This is a genomic window from Lutibacter holmesii, assembly GCF_042679665.1.
GTDB lineage: Bacteria > Bacteroidota > Bacteroidia > Flavobacteriales > Flavobacteriaceae > Lutibacter > Lutibacter holmesii.
Genome location: NZ_JBHTMV010000003.1, coordinates 66,946 through 85,970, shown reverse-complemented (window position 1 = coordinate 85,970; position 19,025 = coordinate 66,946). Strand labels below are relative to the sequence as shown.

Below are 19,025 nucleotides of genomic sequence, written 5' to 3'. Positions count from 1 at the left end.
TTATGATTCGAAAATTTATTTTTATTGCTTTTTTAGTTGCCTTAGGTGTTTTATTATTTTTTAACCCTAATTTTAAAACAATTGCAGCGGGTATTGCTATTTTACTATTTGGAATGATTTTGTTGGAAGAAGGTTTTAAAGTTTTTACCAAAGGACCTCTTCAAAATTTATTAAAAAATGCAACTAATAAATTATATAAAAGTATAACGGTTGGGGCTATAGTAACAGCATTAATTCAGTCAAGTTCATTAGTTTCAGTAATTACAATTTCATTTATAAGCGCTGGGTTAATTGGTTTATCAGGTGGTTTAGGGTTAATTTTTGGGGCAAATATTGGTACAACGGCAACTGCGTGGTTGGTTGCAGGTTTTGGGTTAAAAGTTAAAATATCTGCACTAGCAATGCCTATGTTGGTGTTCGGAATTATTTTTTCATTTCAAAAAACAAAAGCATTAAAAGGTGTTGGAAATGTATTGGCTGGTTTGGGGTTTTTCTTTTTAGGAATTCACTTTATGAAAGAAGGGTTTGATGTGTTTAAAGAATACATAGACCTCACCCAATTTGCAATTTCTGGTTATTTAGGAGTGCTTGTTTATGCAGGAGTTGGAATTATTATTACCACTATTTTACAATCAAGTAGTGCTACTTTAGCTTTAATTTTAACAGCATTGGCTGCTGGGCAAGTTGAGTATGAAAATGCACTTGCTTTGGCAATTGGTGCCAATGTTGGTACTACAATTACAGCTGTTCTTGGTTCGTTAAGTTCAAATATTGCAGGAAAGCGTTTGGCTATGGCGCATTTAATATTTAATCTAGTTACAGGTTTAGTGACTTTGGCACTTATTTTTCCTTTGGCAAATTTAGTTGATTATTTATCGAATAAAATGGGAATCTCTGCAACTGATTATACTCTGAAATTAGCCTTGTTTCATACTATTTTTAATGTGTTAGGTGTGCTAATTATGATTCCGTTTATTTCAAGGCTAGAAACCTTTCTAATTCGGTTTTTAAAAGAAAAAACAGCCAAAGATATAAGTACGCCAAAGTATTTAAATGAGTCTATTCTAAATTTTCCAGGTACGGCAATTTATTCATTGTTTAAAGAATCTAGATATTTATTTAAAAATGCCATTTTTGAAGCTGTTTCGCACGGTTTAAATATGCATAGAAATGATATTAAAGGAGACGAGAAAATTAAAACTATTATAAAAAAATCTACCAAAAATTTAGAGGTAGATGTTGATGAGTTGTACTATAAAAAGGTAAAAACTATTTATGGCGAAATTTTAAAATATGCTACCACAGCACAAAGTGATTTAAAACTCACTAAAAAACAACAAAAAGCGCTTATTGAAATTAAGGTTGCAAATAGAAAAATGGTTGAAATAGTGAAGAATGTGCGCGAACTTCAAAAAAATGTTGATTTAGCTAAAGGCAGTAATAATGCTCATTTACTAAAACAGTATAATAATTTTAGAAAAAAAATAACAAAAGTTTTACGTGTTATTTATTTGTTTAGTACTGAAGAAAATACTTCAAAATACGCTGAAAAACTAGCTAGGTTAAAAGTTGATGCGCAAGAGCATATACGCAAAAGCAACAAGTCTATTGATAAATTAATTAGAGATGATTTAATTTCAACAGAAATGGCTTCGTCATTATTTAATGACTTTTCAAATGTGAATGATATTAGTAAAAAGCTTATTGAAGTTGCTGAATTATTATACAGCCAAAAAGATTCTTTGTTTGAAAATGGTGACACAAAGAAATAAATAAAAGGTTGTTTAAAACTTAAGTTTCAAACAACCTTTTATTTGTAAATATTATTTCTTCTTTTTATGTTTTAATACTTCGGCATCAATATAAAAGATAATTTCTTCAGCAATATTTTTCACCAAATCACCAACGCGTTCAATTTTTTTAATTACACCAAAAAGCAATAAAGTTTGATCTATTACATCAGGGTTTTTCTTTATTTCGTTTTCAATAATTTCAAAAGATTGTACGTTTATTTTATCTAAAATTTTGTCTTGTTTAAAAACTTTTCTAGCGGCTTTTACATCGTTGTTTTCAAAGGCTTCAGTAATGTTTTCAAACATTGCTGTAATAGTTTCATACAATACATCAAATTTCAACACTTTAAATAAGTGGGGATCAATTTTTTTGTTTTGGTCTACAATGTATTTTGAAATTCCAAAAGCGTGGTCTCCAATGCGCTCTAAATCAAAATTTATTTTTAGTGTAGCCATTACAAACCTTAAATCAATAGCAACTGGGTTGTACAACGCTAAAAAATGTTCACAATCCCTTTCAATTTTTATATCTAAAGCGTTTACATGTGTTTCAGTGTACATTACCTGTTCAGCCAAGTCTATATCATGAATTAAAAAAGCATCTGTAGCTTTTTCAATTTGAGAAATACACAGCGTAAGCATTTCTAAAACAGTTTTATTTAACTCTCTGCGTTCTTGTTCTGCATTTACAATCATAATTCTATCTTTTTTTATCCAAAACGACCTGTAATGTAGTTCTCGGTTTGCTTTTTTTCAGGGTTTGTAAAAATGGTTTTTGTTTCATTGTACTCAATCAATTCTCCTAGGTAGAAAAAAGCAGTGTGATCACTAATTCTACTTGCTTGTTGCATATTGTGAGTTACAATAATAATAGTGTATTTTTCTTTCAATTCAAAAATTAAATCTTCAATTTTTGCTGTAGAAATAGGATCTAAAGCTGAAGTTGGCTCATCCATTAAAATGATGGCTGGTTCAACAGCTAAAGTACGTGCAATACACAAACGTTGTTGTTGACCACCTGATAAAGCCAACGCAGATTTTTTTAGATCGTTTTTTACTTCTTCCCAAAGGTCAGCTTGTTTTAAAGCTTTTTCTACACGTTCACTTATAAACTTTTTATCGGTAATTCCTTGAATTTTTAATCCGTAGGCAACATTTTCAAAAATGGATTTTGGAAACGGGTTTGGTTTTTGAAAAACCATTCCAACGTTTTTTCTTAACTCTTCAACTTGTATCTTTTTTTTGTAAATGTTAGTACCTTGAAGTTTAATTTTTCCTTCCATTCTAAACTCTTCAACATAATCATTCATTCTATTGAATAGGCGAAGGAAAGTTGATTTTCCACAACCTGAAGGCCCAATAAAAGCTGTTACGGTATTTGGTTTAATTTTAATGCTAATTCCTTTAATTGCTTGAAAATCTCCGTACCAAACTTTTACATCTTTGGCTACAATTTTTTCAGCATGATTTTCATCTTCAATAATTGCAGGATTGTATGCTATTTTTGTATCTATATTTTTGCTCATTGCTATTTCAATTTCTTTTGCCATCTATTTCTAAAATATACGGCGATACCATTCATTACGAAGGTAATTAATAATAAAATAATAATTGCTGCTGCAGCGTTTTCAACAAAACCGTGTTGAGGTCTTGAAATCCAATTGAAAATTTGAATTGGTAATACTGAAAACTCATCTAACGGGCTTGATGGTGCAAAAGGTACATACGCCAAAGCGCCCACAACAATTAACGGAGCCGTTTCACCTACAGCTCTTGAAAGTGCTAAAATTACACCTGTTAAAATACCACCGCCTGAGGCTGGTAATATTTGGTTCCATATAGTTTGCCATTTTGAAGCTCCTAATGCATAAGAAGCGTCTCTAATTGAATTTGGAACAGCTTTTATGGCTTCTCTTGTAGCAACTATAACAATAGGAAGAATTAAGAGCGATAATGTTAATGCTCCGGCTAAAACACTTGCGCCTAAGTTCATAATTCTAACAAAAACTTCTAAGCCTAATAAACCATAAATTATGGAAGGTACACCGGCTAAGTTTGAAATGTTTATTTCTAATAAGGCAGAAAGTTTATTTTTTTTGCTGTATTCTTCTAAATAAACACCCGCTGCAACTCCAACAGGAAATGCAATAATTGTGGTTAAAATTAAAATCCAAATACTTCCCATTAAGGCTGTAAATATTCCAGATTTTTCTGCTTTTCTTGAAGGTAAATTAATAATAAACTCCCAGTCAATTCTTTGAATTCCGTCAATTAATATATTTCCAATAAATATAGCTAAAATAACTAAACCAAAGAGTGTACAAGCTATTCCCCATATTTTGAATAGCTGATCAAATAATCTGTTTTTTTGTAAACTATTCATATTTTTCTTGGTATTTTTTTCTAATTCTGTAGCTTAATGTATTTAGTAAAAATGTAAATACAAACAGTGTAATACCGGCTGCAAAAATGGTACGATATTCTATTGAGCCGTGTTGCACATCTCCCAAACTAACTTGTACAATATAAGCTGTAATAGTTTCTACTGGTACAGTTGGGTCTAAAGTTAATCTAGGTTGTTGACCTGCGGCAATGGCTACAATCATTGTTTCTCCAATTGCACGTGAAATGGCTAAAATAACAGAAACAATAATACCCGATGATGCAGCTGGAACAACTACTTTAAAGGCGGTTTGCAATTTTGTAGCGCCCATTCCGTAAGAAGCTTCTCGTAATGCTTTTGGTACAGCGTGTAGCGCGTCTTCGCTAATAGATGACACAAACGGAATAATCATAATTCCCATAACTATACCTGCAGATAAAGAGTTGAACCCTGATAAATTTGGAATGATTTGCTGTAAATAAGGTGTTACAACTATCAATGCAAAAAAACCATAAACAACTGTTGGTACAGCGGCTAAAAGTTCTAATAATGGTTTTACGGTTTTTCTAAAACTAGCAGGCGCATATTCACTTAAATAAATGCTAATGGTTAATCCAATTGGCAGAGCCACAGAAATAGCTATAAATGAAGTTAATAATGTTCCTGATAAAAGAGGTAAAATACCATAATGTTTATCTGTAAACAAAGGAGTCCATTGGGAGTCTGTTAAAAAGTCTAAAATTGAAACTTCGCTAAAAAAACGAAAAGCTTCAATTGCTAAAACAGAAATAATCCCAAAAGTAACTGCAATAGTAATTAAAGCACTCGATAAAAGTGATTTTTCAATTACAAGTTCTTTTATTTTACGCATTAAAGGATTGGTTGTTAAAGATTTTCGAAAGATTTAAAGATAGTGTCATTCTGAATGTGGTTTTTACGAATTGAAGAATCTTCCATTTACTTTTAGGTAAGATTTTTCACGAACGTTCAGAATGACATTATCAATTTTTTATCAAGTAATCTTCAAATGAAAATTATTATTTATTACTTTCAACAAAAGCATTAAAGTTTGCTTTTTGTGTTGCGTAGTTTTCAGCTGGTAAAGGAATGTATCCTACATCTTCAGCTAATTCACCTGCGTTGTCTATGTAGAAATCTACAAATTTAATAACCTCTGGAGATTTCACAGAAGTACTGTTAACGTATAAAAATAAAGGTCTTGATAAAGGTCTGTAAGTTCCGTTACTTACTGTTTCTAAAGTAGGTTTTACCACTTCTTCACCATTGTGAACACCTATTAACGTTAATTTGTCTTTGTTTTCAGCATAATATGCTAAACCAAAAAATCCTAAAGAATATTTATCTCCTGCAATTCCTTGTACCAATACGTGATCATCTTCACTTGCTGTAAAATCACCTCTACTAGATCCGCTTTTTCCAACAATAGCTTCTGTAAAATAATCATATGTTCCTGAAGCAACTCCAGGTCCAAATAAATGAATTTCTTCATTTGGCCATTCAGGACGAATTTGGTTCCATTTCATAATTACACCTTGTGCAGCAGGTTCCCAAATCATTTTTAATTCTTCAACCGTAAAATTATCAACCCAAGTGTTTTCAGGGTTTACTAAAACTGCCAAACCATCGTAAGCAACTTCTAACTCTAAGTAGTTAATATTGTTTTCAGCGCAGGCTGCTTTTTCTTTATCTTTTATTGGACGAGAAGCATTTGATAAGTTAGTTTCTCCTCGTGAGAATTTTTTAAATCCACCTCCAGTACCAGAAACTCCAATGGTTACTTTTACTCTAGGTTCTTCAGTTCTAAATTCTTCAGCTACAGCTTCACTAATTGGGAAAACGGTACTTGAACCGTCAATTTTAATAGTTCCAGATAAGGCTGTTGAATTAGTAGTTTCATTTTTGTCTTTTTTGTCTCCGCAAGCCGATATTAAAAAGGCAAGGGAAAGCATAATTGCTAATTTTTTCATAATTTGTTTTAGTCTAAATTTTGTATTACAAAGAAAATCTATACTTGTTAAGTTAGTGTTAATTGAAAGTGAAGAATGTGTGATTTTTAAGCGGTTTTTTTATGGAAATTGAAACCGTTTTTTGTATTAAAAAAGGGGAGGCATTTAATGCGTTCCCCTTTGTTAATTGTTTTTCTAATTTTTAGAAATGGATATCAAATTGTAGTCTCCACATAATAATATCGTTTGCAGGATTGGTGTCTAAAAAACTAACATCAGTTTGTATTTTTAAACTGTGTCCAACAATATATTTTGAAACTCCTAATGTGTATTGGTTTTCAGGAACTTTTCCTGTAATAGCTTCGTCTAATTTTACATTAGAGTATCTTCCTGAAATTTCCCAGTTGTTTTTAAATAAGTATCCTGATTGGAAATTGTATGCTTTACCAACTTGTACAACATCACCAGTTTCTGTTCCGTCAGAGTTTGTTGCAAAAGGGTTATCGGTATTTCTATCAGCATATTCAGCCATAAAGCTAAATCCGTTATATTTAAACATAGCATCAACAAAAACACTGCTAATATTTGTTTCGTAAAAACCAGTGTCAGTTGTCATATATGAACCTTGATTTCCTCTTGTTTTTACGGCATCATGGTTAAAGTTGTAGGTTGCACCAATTGCTAATTTTGGTTTAGGTTCTCTTTTTAAATCTGATCCAGAATAATCACCTTTGCTTGTGAAGTTACCCATTGGTAAAAACTCAACACGACCAGTATATTGTAAACCACCAATATTTCCTGTAACTACGTTACGTCCTTCACCTTGCGAAATAGCTAAAATTTCACGTACTACAAAATTGTCAGCAATAGTGAAGTGATGTCTTAACTGAATTCCCATATCTCTATCAATATTGAATCGAGCATTTAATATGGAACGATCTACCATTTGCATGTTTGCTGAAGATATTACACGCTCTCTGTTTCCTGGTAGTTTAGTTTGACCAAACCAAAACTCAAAGTTTTTGGCGAAATTATATTTCATAACGGCATCTAAAATAATTCTAGGAGCATAGCCTGTGTAAACTGAAGATCCGGCAATATCTCTGTTAGATAAACCTAACTCAATTTTATATTTTAATTTAGGTGTAAAAGCAAAACCGCTAAATTTTAAACGAGCTCTACGTACTAAAAAATTAATATTGTTAGCTTCTCCTTCTTGCCAAACTGAAGTTCCTAAAAACTGCATTCTAGCACCTATTTTCATAGACCAAGTGCTGTCTTGAGCCATTAGGTTAAAAATCCCTTTTCCAAATTTTGGTACTTTTGTTTCTTGAGCACTTAGAGATAGGCATGTAAATGCAAATAACACAAGAAGTGTGTTTCTTAATTTCATTTTTAAATAATTTAAATTTTAGTCACTGCAAATTACCAACGCAAATGTTAATTTAATGTTAACCTAGCGTTACTATAAAACTAAAGTTTAAAAAAAGAAAAAGCTACCTTTTAAAATAAAAGATAGCTTTACATTTCAAAATTAAGTCGACTAAAACTAAATTATTATTTTATGAAATGTTGTGTGGTTGCATAGCACAACGCACAGCGCAAATATCTATTCAATAGTTCAATTTTATATCATGTAAGCGTTACCAAATCATTAAGAATTGAAAAATGATGAAATTTTAATTTTAGAAAGTTTGAAGTAGTTATTTTTAAATATGCAAATTTTTGAAGGTTTTGGTGTGTAATTGTAATTTGCAGTAAATCAGTAATTTGAGTGTCATTTTAAAAAACTTAATGTAAACTTAATGTTAATAAATGGTAAAACTAAGGTAAATAACATATTTTTGAAGTAACAAATAAACAGATTATTCACTTAAAATATATAGATATGAAAAAATTAATGTTTGCAATGGTGTTGCTTTTTAGTGTTACCGTATTTTCACAAGAGCAAAAAGTAGATTATAAAAAAATTGATAATGAGGTTGTACAAGCAACTTATTATTTTGCTGATAATAATACAGTAGTTGAAAAAGTAGGGTTTTTTAATAAAGAAGGAAAATTACACGGTACTTGGATAAGTTATAATGAAGCAGGAAAAGAAACTACCATTGCCAATTACAATAATGGAAAAAAAGAAGGAGATTGGACGTACTTTAAAGAAGATAAAGTAAGTGTTGTAACTTATAAAGATAATAAAATTGTAAATGTTGATACCAAAGCAGTGGTGGTTAACTAAGTACAAAGACTTTATATAACATAAAAAAGGCAGCCAATTGGCTGCCTTTTTTTATAGAAAATAGTGAGTTGTTATTCTACTGTCCAATCTGCTCCCCAAGTTGCATAATCAGTTCCTGTAGCATTTCCATCTCCTGAGATAAATTCAGCTTCAGTAAATGTAAAACCTGTATCATTTTTTAGTTTTGTTGTTACGTTGTTAAAAGTAACATCAACAACTTTTAAAACACCGTCTAAAACACCTTGTCCTGTTGGGTTGTTTCCATCTGTATCACCATCTAAATCAAAACCTTCAGCAAAATCGTTTAAAACAATGTTTGTGAAAACACCTTGTGTTCCAGCTCTTAATCTAATTGCTTCACTAGCATCATTAGCACTTACAACAGTTACATTTGTAACTTCAGGAGCAGACCAAAATATTGGGTTAGAATTGTTTCCAATATCAGTATTGTAACCATCACACTCAAATGCTTTATCGTGATCAGCACCGTGTTGTACATATGCGTTTGTAACTTTTCCGCTAAAACCTTCTGTCCAGTCAATAGAATCATCTTGTGCGTTTATTACTGAAACGTAGTTTACGTTAACTGTTCCACCAAAAAATTCAAGTCCGTCATCTAAACCTTCGTACATTTGAATGTATTCAACAGTAGTTCCGTTTCCAACACCGTAAAAAGAGAATCCATTGTTTTCTGAAGATCCGTCAGCTTTTCCACCAGAATATTGTACACGTACATAACGAAGTGTTCCAGAATTATCAGCTTCATCAGTTCCTCCGTATGGTAAACTTCCAATTTCAGAAGTTGAAGTACCAGTTGCAACAGAGTTGATTGGCGCTTTTCCTAATAAAATTAATCCTCCCCAATCACCAGCTTTTGGTGCAGTTGAATTAGATGTCATAACAATTGGGTTAGCAGCTGTACCATTAGCTTCAATTTTAGCTCCTTGTGAAATAGCAATGTAAATATCAGATCCTGATGCTAATGCATTAATTTGAGTACCTTCTTCAATAGTTAAGGTAGTTCCGTCTGTCATTACTAAGGCTCCGTTTAAAATATAAGTTTTTTCAGAAGTTAATTCTAAATCTTCTACATATGTACCAGAAATATAAACAGTTTCATCTGTTGGGTTTGATGGGTCAGTAGTGTCTCCATTGTTATTAATGGTTGTAGAATTATCAGTATTATTAATAATAATATCAGCAGTATCATCTTCACCGCAAGATATAAATAGCGTTGAAGCTATTGCTAATGTTAAAAAGGTATTCTTCATTGTTTTAGTTTTATTTAAGTTCATGATTTTATTTTTTATAATTTGTATTTTAATTGTAATCCGAAATTCATTCCGTATTTATAGCTTTCTAGTACAACTTCTTGATTGTTTCTTGTTTCTCTAATAATGTTCACATTTGGGTTTAATAAGTTTTTTGCTCTAAAGTTTAGTTCAAAGTGCTCACCAAATTCATTTTTCCAAATAAAGTCTAATGATGAAAAACCTTGTTCAATTTTATTTCCTAATTGTCCAGATCCTAATGCATAAATTCTGTCTGAAAAGTAACTGTACACTAAGTTCATTGTTGGTTTTACCTTTTCACCAAAATTTGGTGAGTAATTTAAATCAGCATTAATTAGTAGTGGAGAAGCTCCTTGTAATTGATCGCTTTCACGGTTGAAAGCTGTACTGTAGTTTCCTTGAATTGAACTGTATAAATCTTGTTCTGTGTGCATGTATGAAATGTTGAAGCCAGTTGATAACGTAGTGTCATCTTGTGCGTTTTTTAGCACATCTTTTTTAATTTCTAATTCAACACCATAAATTGAAGCTTTGTCTCCAGTTCTAAAAAAACGTTGTGTTCCGGTAGCATCATTTGCTACTACTAAGTTTACAGGGTCATTAATTTCTTTAGCAAAAACACCTAATGAAATAATTTCACTTCTACTCATAAACCATTCATATTTCAGATCTAAGTTGTGAATATTTGAGTATGCAATATCTTTTACATTTACATAGTTTACACCTTCTTGGTGACCTAATAAATCTGGGTTTCCACCTATTCTTTGTGTTACACCTTCGTAAACATAAGGTGCCATTTCTTTAAATTCTGGGAAAGAAACTGTATTGCTATATGAGAAACGAAGGTTCATATCATCATTTAAAGCATATTTTACGTTAATACTAGGCAAGTATAAGTTTTCAGTTACTTCGGCAACTCCAGGATTGTTGATTAAGTTAATAACATCGTATTCAATTTTTTGGTTGAACCACTCTGTTCTAATTGCAGGAACAAATAACCATTTTTCTCCTAAATTTATTTCGGCTGAAGCGTACCCAGAAACTACAGAAAGTTCTGCATTGTATGTGTTTTCTGGTAATCCAGGGTTGTTTGTTGGTCCAATATGAAAAACACCTTCACCTTCAGGATAAATTGGGTTAAATACATCAGTTTCGTATAAACCATTTACCCAGTTTTCATAGTTAAAAATGGCATCGAAATTTGTAGGGTCTACAATTAAAGAATCATCAATGTTTTTATATCCGTAACGTATGTTTTCAAAATCACGTTTTTTATATCTATCACTAGCACCAATGTTTAATGTGAATGCTTCTGAAAATAGAATTTTAGCATTAAACCTACCATTAAACTCTTCGTCAATAATTTTTTCAAAATAGCGTTGGTTGTCAAAAGAGTTGTTGGTGTAAAATGATGTTTGTGTTGATGGGTCGTTGTCTAAATAATTATAGTATTGCTCTAAAGACATACGTTTTCTGTCTGGTTCGTGTGCAAATAAATTATTGTATCCTAATCCCCAGTCAAAAATAATTTTATCGTCGTTTATTTTGTGTGTCCCTAATAACTGATTTACAAAAACCAAGTTTTGGTTAAACTGTACATTCATTTGGTAAAACCCAGCATCAGTATCTAGTTGTGCATCTCTGTTTGTTCCTAAACCTTTTACACCGTAATAACCAACTTCATCTTTTCCGCTATTAATAAACATTGAATTGTATGAAATTTTATGGTTGTCATTTATTTTATAAATAAAATTACCCATAATATTTGTGGTTGTTTGGTAGTTGTAGATGTCTACATTTGGATACGATTTTTTTAACACATTTGTGTAATCAGCTTCGGTTCCTTGTAAAAAAGAGTATTCATTTTGAAAAGACCCTGTTAAGAAAAAGCTAAACCTTCCGTTTTCACCTACGTCGAATGATTTTCCTCCGGAAGCACTAATTTTTGAGTTTACTGGTGTATATCCATCAATAGGATCTGGTCCGTGAGATAATACAACTGCGTACGGATTGTGATCATATCTTCCGTAAAAACCAAAGAAACCAGTACCGCTGTTTTTCACAAAGTTTTCACTAATAGCATTGGTGTTTACACCAGTTTCTACCGTAGCTTCAAAAAAACCGTCTCCAGTATATTCTTTTGAAGTAATGTTTACATTTCCGGCAGCAAAATCACCGTAAAAGTTTGCAGCATACGCTTTGCTTACTGCTACATTTTGAATTACATCAGATGAAAATAAGTCTAAATCAATGTTCTTTTTATTAATATCGTTTGAAGGCATTGTTAAACCATTTAACGATGTGTTTAAATAGCGATCACCCAATCCACGAACATATACGTTGCTTGATCCTTCTTTTGAGATTCCTGAAATTTTTGTAATTGCTGTTGCGGCATCGCTAACTCCTTTTCTTGAAAGTTCATCAGCACCAATACTTTGTTTAATTTCAACAGCCTTTTTTTGATCTGTTAATAATGCAGTTTCAGACTCTTTTTTTGTAGAACCTGAAATTTGAATTTCATTTAATGAAACTCCTTGACTAGCGTTCATAGTTTTATTTACAACTACATTTTCGCCTTCTTTAACAAGAATATTAGGCACTTCAATTGTTTCATAACCAATAAAACTAAACACTAATGTGTACGTTCCAGGCGCTACTTGTAATGAATAAGTACCTTCAAATTCAGTGGTTGTTCCTGTGGTTGTTCCTTTAATAAATACATTTGCAAAAGGAAGAGGTGCGTTGTCAAACTCTTTATCAAAAACGGTTCCTGAAATACTTCCTTTGGTTTGGCTAAATGTTATTGTGGTAACAAGTAATAATATTGCGATAAAAATTTTCTTCATTTTCTATTAATTTCTTGCTGCAAAGAAATTGTACTAGCGTAAATGAAAAGTTAAGTGGCGGTTATAAAAAGATAACCAAAAAGTTAAGGGAATGTTAATGAAGTTTTAAAATAGAATTACTTCATTTGCGAAACCACTAAATTGGGTTGTAGTTGTAACGCGCTCATTATTTGATTGCACGTAGAAGTTTTATTTGCTGAAATATGAATTCCAGGAATTTCAATAGTTTTATAGCCTGTAAAGCTAAAAATAAGTGTGTAGTTTCCTGGTTTTAAGTTAAATGAGAAAGATCCGTCAAGATCTGTAGTGGTTGATAAATTAGTGTCTTTAATTTCTACAGTAGCAAAAACCAGTGGTTCATTCTCAAACTCGTGATCTAATACAACTCCTTTAATTTCACCGTTTTGGCTTATTTCTTTTACAAGTGAAGTCATTTCAAAAGACTGTCCGTAAAACTGTAAACTAAAAAGTAAAGCAAAAGCTAAAAATAATGGTTTCATAGTACATTGTATTTATCAATTACAAAATACGTGCTCGTATGTTAATAAAAGGTTATTTGTAAATTATAAAAAGGTAAGGCAAAGGTTAAGTTTTGCTGTTTTCAAAAACATTTTACGATGAATATTTAAGTATATTGCAGCAAATTATTTTAAAATGAAAATGAACTGGAGTCAATTGTTATCTCTTAAACGATTTGGAGATGTAGAACCAAGATTAAGAAAAAATCAAAACGAAACTAGATTAGGATTTGAAGTTGATTATGATCGTATTATATTTTCTGATTCTTTTAGAAGTTTACAAGATAAAACACAAGTTGTTCCGCTTTCAAAAACCGATTTTGTCCATACGCGTTTAACGCATAGTTTAGAAGTAAGTGTTGTGGCGCGCTCTTTAGGACGCATTGTTGGTGAAAAAATTTTAGAAAAATACCCTGAACTGTCGGCTGAAGGCTACGGAATTAATGATTTTGGCGCAATTGTAGCGTGTGCTGCTTTGGCACATGATATTGGAAATCCACCTTTTGGACACAGCGGAGAAAAAGCTATTGGAGAATACTTTAAAAATCGCGAAGGTAAAAAATACAAAGCGCAACTTTCTGCAAAAGAGTGGCAAGATATTGTTGATTTTGAAGGAAATGCCAATGGTTTTAGAATATTAAATGAAAGCAAACAAGGAATGGATGGTGGTAACAGACTGTCATACGCAACTTTGGGCGCATTTATAAAATATCCTAAAGAATCTTTACCTAAAAAACCTACCAATAATATTGAAGATAAAAAGTATGGAATATTTCAATCTGATGTTCCATTTTTTAAGGATGTAGCTGAAGAATTAGGGTTAATTTCAACAGGAACTAACGGAAATGTATCTTATAAAAGACATCCTTTAGCGTATTTGGTAGAAGCTGCAGATGATATTTGCTATACTATTATAGATTTTGAAGATGGAATAAATTTAGGTTTAATTGATGAGGAATTTGCTTTAGAATACTTAATTAAATTGGTGAAAAACACCATTGATTCAAAAAAATACCATCAATTAGAATTCAAAAAAGACAGATTAAGTTATTTAAGAGCGTTGGCTATTGGTACTTTAATTAATGAAGCGGCTGTAATGTTTTTAAGTAATGAAGATCTTATTTTAGAAGGAAAATATCCGCACGCATTGTTAGATAAGTGTAATTATGAAGCACAAATAAATGACATTATAAAAATAAGTGTCGAAAAAATTTATAAAAGCCGAGAAGTTGTTGAAAAAGAATTGGTTGGGTATTCAGTAATTGCAACATTATTAGATGTTTTTTTAACAGCTATTAACCGAAAATATGAAAACACCTTAACCAATTATGATAAGTTGGTTTTAAATTTATTACCAGAAAGTTTGCAAAAACCTAAAGACTCCTTGTACCTTAGAATTTTATCTATTTGTGGCTATGTAGCCAGTTTAACTGACGGTTCAGCATTGCAATTGTATAAAAAGTTGAAAGGATAATTTTTAAGATAGCTCTTGAAGAATTTGTTTTTTTAATTCATTTTTAGAAAGGTGTAAGCTGCTAAAAAGTTCATCAACAGTGCCATGTTCTATAAATTGATCTGGAATACCAAGTGTTTTAATAGTATTGTTTTTATAGTTGTTGTTAGCTGCAAATTCTAAAATAGCACTTCCAAATCCGCCAACAATAGTGCCATCTTCAATAGTAATTATGCTATTAAATTTTTTGAAAATTTGATGTAGTAATTCAGTGTCTAAAGGTTTTACAAAGCGCATATTGTAATGTGCTACCTCATTTTTTGGAAATTCAGGTTGCAATTCAATAATTTTATTTCCAATAGTTCCAATTGTTAAAACGGCTATTTTATTGCCTTCAGAAATACAATTACCTTTTCCTATTTTTATGGTTGAAAAAGGTTGTTTCCAGTCTAACATAAATCCTCTTCCACGTGGATAACGAATAGCTAACGGAAAATTAATACCTAATTGAGCAGTGTACATAATGTTTCGTAACTCTACTTCATTTAAAGGTGCAAAAATTGTTAAATTAGGAATGCATCGTAAATAAGCAATGTCAAAAACACCATGATGTGTTGCACCGTCTTTACCAACAATTCCAGCACGATCTATACAAAAAATAACGGGTAGATTTTGTAGGGCAACATCATGAATTATTTGATCGTAGGCGCGTTGTAAAAACGTTGAATAAATAGCACAAAACGGAACTAATGCTTGTGTAGCCATTCCGGCTGCCAATGTTACGGCGTGTTGTTCAGCAATACCAACATCAAAAGCTCTTTCTGGAAATTTATCAATCATTAATTTTAATGAAGATCCTGTTGGCATTGCAGGCGTAATGCCAACAATATGTTTATTTTTTTCAGCCAATTCTACCATAGTTTCACCAAAAACATCTTGAAATTTTGGTGGCTCAATTAGCGTACTTTTAGCTTCTAACTCTCCAGTAATTTTGTCAAATTTTCCGGGAGCGTGGTATTTTACTTGATCTTTTTCAGCCTTTTCTAAACCTTTACCTTTGGTGGTAATTATATGTAAAAATTTGGGTCCTTTTATGTTTTTTAAACGTTCTAATTCGGTAATAACAGCTTCAATATTATGCCCGTCAATTGGTCCAGAATAATTAAAATTTAAGGCTTCAATTATGTTGTTTTTTCTAACTTTTTTACCTGCTTTTACATTGGTAAAATAATTTTTTAAAGCGCCAACACTTGGGTCAATTCCCATCATATTGTCGTTTAAAATAATTAACAAATTAGCGTTTGTTACACCTGCGTGGTTTAGGCCTTCAAAAGCCATTCCGCTTGCAATAGAAGCGTCACCAATAACAGCAATGTGTTGTTTGTTAAAATCACCTTTAATGTTTGAAGAAATAGCCATTCCTAACGCAGCAGAAATTGAGGTTGAAGAATGTCCAGTTCCAAAAGCATCGTATATACTTTCACTTCTTTTTGGAAACCCTGAAATACCACCTAATTGTCTGTTTGTGTGAAACAACTGTTTTCGTTCAGTTAAAATTTTATGGCCGTAAGCCTGGTGACCAACATCCCAAATTAATAAATCGTTGGGAGTATTAAACACGTAATGCAGTGCAATTGTGAGTTCAACCACACCTAAACTTGCACCTAAATGCCCTTCTTTGGTTGCAACAATATCTATAATAAAGTCGCGAAGTTCCTTTGCAACTTGTGGAAGCTGCTCTTTAGAAAGCTCTCTAAGTTCTTTCGGACTATTAATATGTGCTAATAAGTTTGTATTCACCTCATGCAAAACTACACTATTTAAATTGTATGTTGAAATAATAAAAATTACTTTTGAAGTATGATAAATCCTTTTGATGATGTTTATTTTATGAAGCGAGCTTTGCAAGAAGCACAAATGGCTTTTGATAAAAATGAAGTTCCTGTAGGTGCAGTTGTTGTAATGAACAATCAAATAATTGCCCGTGCGCATAATTTAACCGAAACCTTGAATGATGTAACTGCACATGCCGAAATGCAGGCCTTTACTGCCGCAGCTGATTTTTTAGGAGGAAAGTATTTAAAAGAATGTACGTTGTACGTAACCTTAGAACCTTGCCAAATGTGCGCAGGCGCTAGTTATTGGACCCAAATAGGAAAAATAGTATATGGCGCTTCAGAAGAAAAAAGAGGCTTTAGAAACTTAAATACTACGTTACATCCAAAAACTAAAGTTGTAAGTGGTGTGTTAGAGAATGAATGTGGAGATTTATTAAAGCGTTTTTTTATAGAAAAACGAAACTTAAATTAACTACTTGCTTTCTTCTTTTTTATTGTGGGCAGCTAAATCTTTTTGGTATTTATCAAAAGTAAAATCTTTAAGATTTTTATCCTTATATCTATAATAAATAAACAAAGGCATAAAAATAAAAGCAATGGCTAAAACACAAATGCCAATAATAATTTCTCCTTCACCATTTGCAGTTTCTTTAATGTAAAAACCATAGGTTAAAGTTCCAATAATTATAACTAGTAGAAATATTAAAATAGATTTCATAATTGTTTAAGCTGTTACGTGTATTAATTTTCTTCTATATGCAGTAAGAAGCCTAGATTTTGAAATAAATCCATAGTATTTACCATCTTTAATTACAGGTAAATTCCAAGCTACAGTTGTTTTAAATTTATTCATAATTACTTCCATAGAATCCTTATCGTAATTAATAATATCAGGAACACTATGCATTAAATGTAATACTTTTTGCTTGTCGTATAATTTGGTGTTAAACATAATACTTCTAATATCATCTAAAGTAATAACACCTAAAAATTCGTTTTGAAGACTTACCACAGGGAAATGATTTCGAGATGATTTTGCAACTGCATTGTTTACTATTTCACCCAATGTCATTTCTGGTGTAAGTACAATAAAATTAGTTTCAATAACTTTGTCAATATCCATTAACATTAACACATTTTTGTCTTTATCATGTGTTAATAATTGTCCTTTTTTAGCCAACTCAGAGGCGTAAATATTATGTGGAATATATTTTTTAGTAACTAAATATGAAATGGATGAAACTATCATTAACGGAATAAATAATTCATAGCCTCCAGTTAATTCAGCAATTAAGAAAATTGCGGTTAATGGAGCTTGTAAAATCCCGGCCATTAAGCCGGCCATTCCAACCATTGCAAAATTTGTAGATGATAATTGATGTCCAAAAATTTGACTGTGATTAATAATGGAAGCAAAAATATATCCTGAAATACTACCGGTAAATAGAGTAGGTGCAAACACACCACCAACACCACCAGCACCAAACGTTAAAGAAGTTGCTATTACTTTAAAAGTAACTAAACCAACTAAAAGAGCTGTTATTATTAAAAAATTATCAGGTTCAATATGAAAAATATTGTTTGATATAATTGGTGTAATGTTTCCTTTTAAAACATTGTTAATAGTTGCGTAACCTTCACCAAATAAAGGCGGAATTAAAAATACCATTATTCCTAAAGATATTCCTCCAAAAAGTAAGCGTTTGTGAGCGCCTTTCATTCCTTTAAAAAAGGCTCCTATTTTAAAATATACTTTACTAAAGTAAATTGAAGTAGTTGCAGATGTTACGCCTAATAAAACATAAAACAAAACATCATTTAAATGGAATTTATCTTCAATGCTAAAGTGTAATAATACATCGTCTCCAAAAAAGAAATATGAAGTTAATACCGCTGTAATTGAAGCTAGTAATAACGGAATCATAGAAACCATTGTTAGCTCTAAACTAAAAATTTCAACCGCAAAAATAATGGCTGCAATTGGAGCTTTAAATATAGAAGACATTGCGCCTGCAGCTGCAGCTCCAATAAGTAAAGTTCTGGTAGTTTGGTTTACGTGCATTAACCGAGCAAAATTAGATCCTAAAGCAGCGCCTGTAGCTACCGTTGGACCCTCTAATCCCACAGAACCTCCAAAACCAACCGTTAAAGGTGCTGTTAAAATTGATGACCACATTTGGTGGCGTGGCATAATTCCTTTTAATTTTGAAATAGCAAATAATGTAGAAGGAATTCCGTGACCTACTTTTTTCTTTATACCGTATCTTTTAATCATACGTACAAAAAACAAACCTAGTAGAGGAAAAATAAAGTAAAAAGCTACGTGAATATCTTTAATAAATTCACTTTCTAACATATGTTGAAAAAAGTGCGTTAAGTTTTTTAAAGTTACCGCTCCTAATCCTGCTAATAAACCAATAATTGCACTTGCAATTCTTACAAATTGTTTGTCAGAAATATGTTGGTATTTCCAAATTAGAAATCGTTTAAGAATGTATTTTAATTTAATTGACATTGGTTTTGTTCTAAAAAAAGAGTTTGCAAAAGTATCTAATTTATAGGATTAAATAATCCGTTTTGGACATTTTTTACATTTGTTTTCGCCTTTTTTCTTGTATTTTTTACAACATTCGTCTTTAAAATCTTTTTTCGCCTTTTTTTTAATTAAAGTAGGCCAATCAAAGTCATATTTAAAAATG

General features: G+C 31.5%; 16 protein-coding genes. 4 read left to right on the top strand and 12 right to left on the bottom strand.

Annotation, left to right across the window (positions count from 1 at the left end; all coding sequences use genetic code 11):
* Nucleotides 1–2 precede the first annotated feature (2 nt).
* Nucleotides 3–1,772: a Na/Pi cotransporter family protein gene (locus ACFQ5N_RS03160; RefSeq protein WP_386807685.1), complete on the top strand. Its 1,770-nt coding sequence runs from the start codon at nt 3–5 to the stop codon at nt 1,770–1,772.
* A 51-nt stretch (nt 1,773–1,823) separates the two neighbouring features.
* Here the strand turns inward: ACFQ5N_RS03160 and phoU are convergent, their stop codons facing one another.
* The 6 genes from phoU to ACFQ5N_RS03130 form a co-directional block, all read right to left on the bottom strand.
* Nucleotides 1,824–2,489 (bottom strand): phosphate signaling complex protein PhoU, encoded by a 666-nt coding sequence (gene phoU, locus ACFQ5N_RS03155; RefSeq protein ID WP_386807683.1) that lies wholly within the window; start codon nt 2,487–2,489, stop codon nt 1,824–1,826.
* A 14-nt stretch (nt 2,490–2,503) separates the two neighbouring features.
* Nucleotides 2,504–3,343 carry a phosphate ABC transporter ATP-binding protein PstB gene (gene pstB / locus ACFQ5N_RS03150; RefSeq protein WP_386807681.1) on the bottom strand — a complete coding sequence of 280 codons (840 nt, stop codon included), beginning with the start codon at nt 3,341–3,343 and terminating at the stop codon, nt 2,504–2,506.
* The gene (gene pstA, locus ACFQ5N_RS03145) at nt 3,322–4,176 is read right to left on the bottom strand and encodes a phosphate ABC transporter permease PstA (protein WP_386807680.1); all 855 of its coding nucleotides are present in this window, start codon (nt 4,174–4,176) and stop codon (nt 3,322–3,324) included. The genes pstB and pstA overlap by 22 nt, the downstream gene beginning before the upstream one ends.
* Nucleotides 4,169–5,047, bottom strand: coding sequence for a phosphate ABC transporter permease subunit PstC (pstC, locus tag ACFQ5N_RS03140; protein ID WP_386807678.1), 879 nt, complete (start codon nt 5,045–5,047; stop codon nt 4,169–4,171). Before pstC ends, pstA begins: the two co-directional genes overlap by 8 nt.
* Before the next feature lie 166 nt (nt 5,048–5,213).
* Nucleotides 5,214–6,164, bottom strand: a complete 951-nt coding sequence (locus ACFQ5N_RS03135) for a PstS family phosphate ABC transporter substrate-binding protein (protein ID WP_386807677.1) — start codon at nt 6,162–6,164, stop codon at nt 5,214–5,216.
* A 181-nt stretch (nt 6,165–6,345) separates the two neighbouring features.
* Nucleotides 6,346–7,536, bottom strand: coding sequence for a porin (locus ACFQ5N_RS03130; RefSeq protein WP_386807675.1), 1,191 nt, complete (start codon nt 7,534–7,536; stop codon nt 6,346–6,348).
* Nucleotides 7,537–8,031: 495 nt separating this feature from the next.
* On the opposite strand from ACFQ5N_RS03130, the gene ACFQ5N_RS03125 reads away from it, so the two are divergent.
* Nucleotides 8,032–8,379, top strand: coding sequence for a hypothetical protein (locus ACFQ5N_RS03125; RefSeq protein ID WP_386807674.1), 348 nt, complete (start codon nt 8,032–8,034; stop codon nt 8,377–8,379).
* A gap of 71 nt (nt 8,380–8,450) precedes the next feature.
* Here the strand turns inward: ACFQ5N_RS03125 and ACFQ5N_RS03120 are convergent, their stop codons facing one another.
* From ACFQ5N_RS03120 to ACFQ5N_RS03110, 3 genes are all read right to left on the bottom strand, one after another.
* Entirely contained in the window at nt 8,451–9,650 is a 1,200-nt protein-coding gene (locus ACFQ5N_RS03120; protein WP_386807672.1) for a multidrug transporter, read from the bottom strand.
* A gap of 35 nt (nt 9,651–9,685) precedes the next feature.
* A complete protein-coding gene (locus ACFQ5N_RS03115; protein WP_386807670.1) occupies nt 9,686–12,517 on the bottom strand; it encodes a TonB-dependent receptor domain-containing protein in 2,832 nt (943 codons plus the stop codon).
* Between the two features lie 116 nt (nt 12,518–12,633).
* A complete protein-coding gene (locus ACFQ5N_RS03110) occupies nt 12,634–13,017 on the bottom strand; it encodes a carboxypeptidase-like regulatory domain-containing protein (protein WP_386807668.1) in 384 nt (127 codons plus the stop codon).
* Nucleotides 13,018–13,177: 160 nt separating this feature from the next.
* On the opposite strand from ACFQ5N_RS03110, the gene ACFQ5N_RS03105 reads away from it, so the two are divergent.
* Complete coding sequence (locus ACFQ5N_RS03105) at nt 13,178–14,509, top strand: deoxyguanosinetriphosphate triphosphohydrolase (protein WP_386809018.1); 1,332 nt, start codon at nt 13,178–13,180, stop codon at nt 14,507–14,509.
* 3 nt (nt 14,510–14,512) lie between these two features.
* Here the strand turns inward: ACFQ5N_RS03105 and dxs are convergent, their stop codons facing one another.
* Nucleotides 14,513–16,288: a 1-deoxy-D-xylulose-5-phosphate synthase gene (gene dxs / locus ACFQ5N_RS03100; protein WP_386809017.1), complete on the bottom strand. Its 1,776-nt coding sequence runs from the start codon at nt 16,286–16,288 to the stop codon at nt 14,513–14,515.
* Nucleotides 16,289–16,348: 60 nt separating this feature from the next.
* On the opposite strand from dxs, the gene ACFQ5N_RS03095 reads away from it, so the two are divergent.
* A complete protein-coding gene (locus ACFQ5N_RS03095; RefSeq protein WP_386807667.1) occupies nt 16,349–16,798 on the top strand; it encodes a nucleoside deaminase in 450 nt (149 codons plus the stop codon).
* Here the strand turns inward: ACFQ5N_RS03095 and ACFQ5N_RS03090 are convergent, their stop codons facing one another.
* Together ACFQ5N_RS03090 and ACFQ5N_RS03085 are read right to left on the bottom strand one after the other, a co-directional pair.
* Nucleotides 16,799–17,044, bottom strand: coding sequence for a hypothetical protein (locus tag ACFQ5N_RS03090; protein ID WP_386807665.1), 246 nt, complete (start codon nt 17,042–17,044; stop codon nt 16,799–16,801).
* A gap of 6 nt (nt 17,045–17,050) precedes the next feature.
* On the bottom strand, nt 17,051–18,841 hold the full coding sequence (locus tag ACFQ5N_RS03085) for a chloride channel protein (protein WP_386807664.1): 1,791 nt from the start codon (nt 18,839–18,841) through the stop codon (nt 17,051–17,053).
* Nucleotides 18,842–19,025 lie beyond the last annotated feature (184 nt).

Coding starts and splice junctions, on each gene's coding strand:
- ACFQ5N_RS03110 (WP_386807668.1), bottom strand. CDS start 13,017: ATGAAACCATTATTTTTAGCTTTTGCTTTACTTTTTAGTTTACAGTTT.
- ACFQ5N_RS03115 (WP_386807670.1), bottom strand. CDS start 12,517: ATGAAGAAAATTTTTATCGCAATATTATTACTTGTTACCACAATAACA.
- pstC (WP_386807678.1), bottom strand. CDS start 5,047: ATGCGTAAAATAAAAGAACTTGTAATTGAAAAATCACTTTTATCGAGT.
- ACFQ5N_RS03120 (WP_386807672.1), bottom strand. CDS start 9,650: ATGAAGAATACCTTTTTAACATTAGCAATAGCTTCAACGCTATTTATA.
- ACFQ5N_RS03160 (WP_386807685.1), top strand. CDS start 3: ATGATTCGAAAATTTATTTTTATTGCTTTTTTAGTTGCCTTAGGTGTT.
- phoU (WP_386807683.1), bottom strand. CDS start 2,489: ATGATTGTAAATGCAGAACAAGAACGCAGAGAGTTAAATAAAACTGTT.
- ACFQ5N_RS03085 (WP_386807664.1), bottom strand. CDS start 18,841: ATGTCAATTAAATTAAAATACATTCTTAAACGATTTCTAATTTGGAAA.
- ACFQ5N_RS03125 (WP_386807674.1), top strand. CDS start 8,032: ATGAAAAAATTAATGTTTGCAATGGTGTTGCTTTTTAGTGTTACCGTA.
- ACFQ5N_RS03135 (WP_386807677.1), bottom strand. CDS start 6,164: ATGAAAAAATTAGCAATTATGCTTTCCCTTGCCTTTTTAATATCGGCT.
- ACFQ5N_RS03095 (WP_386807667.1), top strand. CDS start 16,349: ATGATAAATCCTTTTGATGATGTTTATTTTATGAAGCGAGCTTTGCAA.
- ACFQ5N_RS03105 (WP_386809018.1), top strand. CDS start 13,178: ATGAACTGGAGTCAATTGTTATCTCTTAAACGATTTGGAGATGTAGAA.
- pstB (WP_386807681.1), bottom strand. CDS start 3,343: ATGGCAAAAGAAATTGAAATAGCAATGAGCAAAAATATAGATACAAAA.
- pstA (WP_386807680.1), bottom strand. CDS start 4,176: ATGAATAGTTTACAAAAAAACAGATTATTTGATCAGCTATTCAAAATA.
- ACFQ5N_RS03090 (WP_386807665.1), bottom strand. CDS start 17,044: ATGAAATCTATTTTAATATTTCTACTAGTTATAATTATTGGAACTTTA.
- ACFQ5N_RS03130 (WP_386807675.1), bottom strand. CDS start 7,536: ATGAAATTAAGAAACACACTTCTTGTGTTATTTGCATTTACATGCCTA.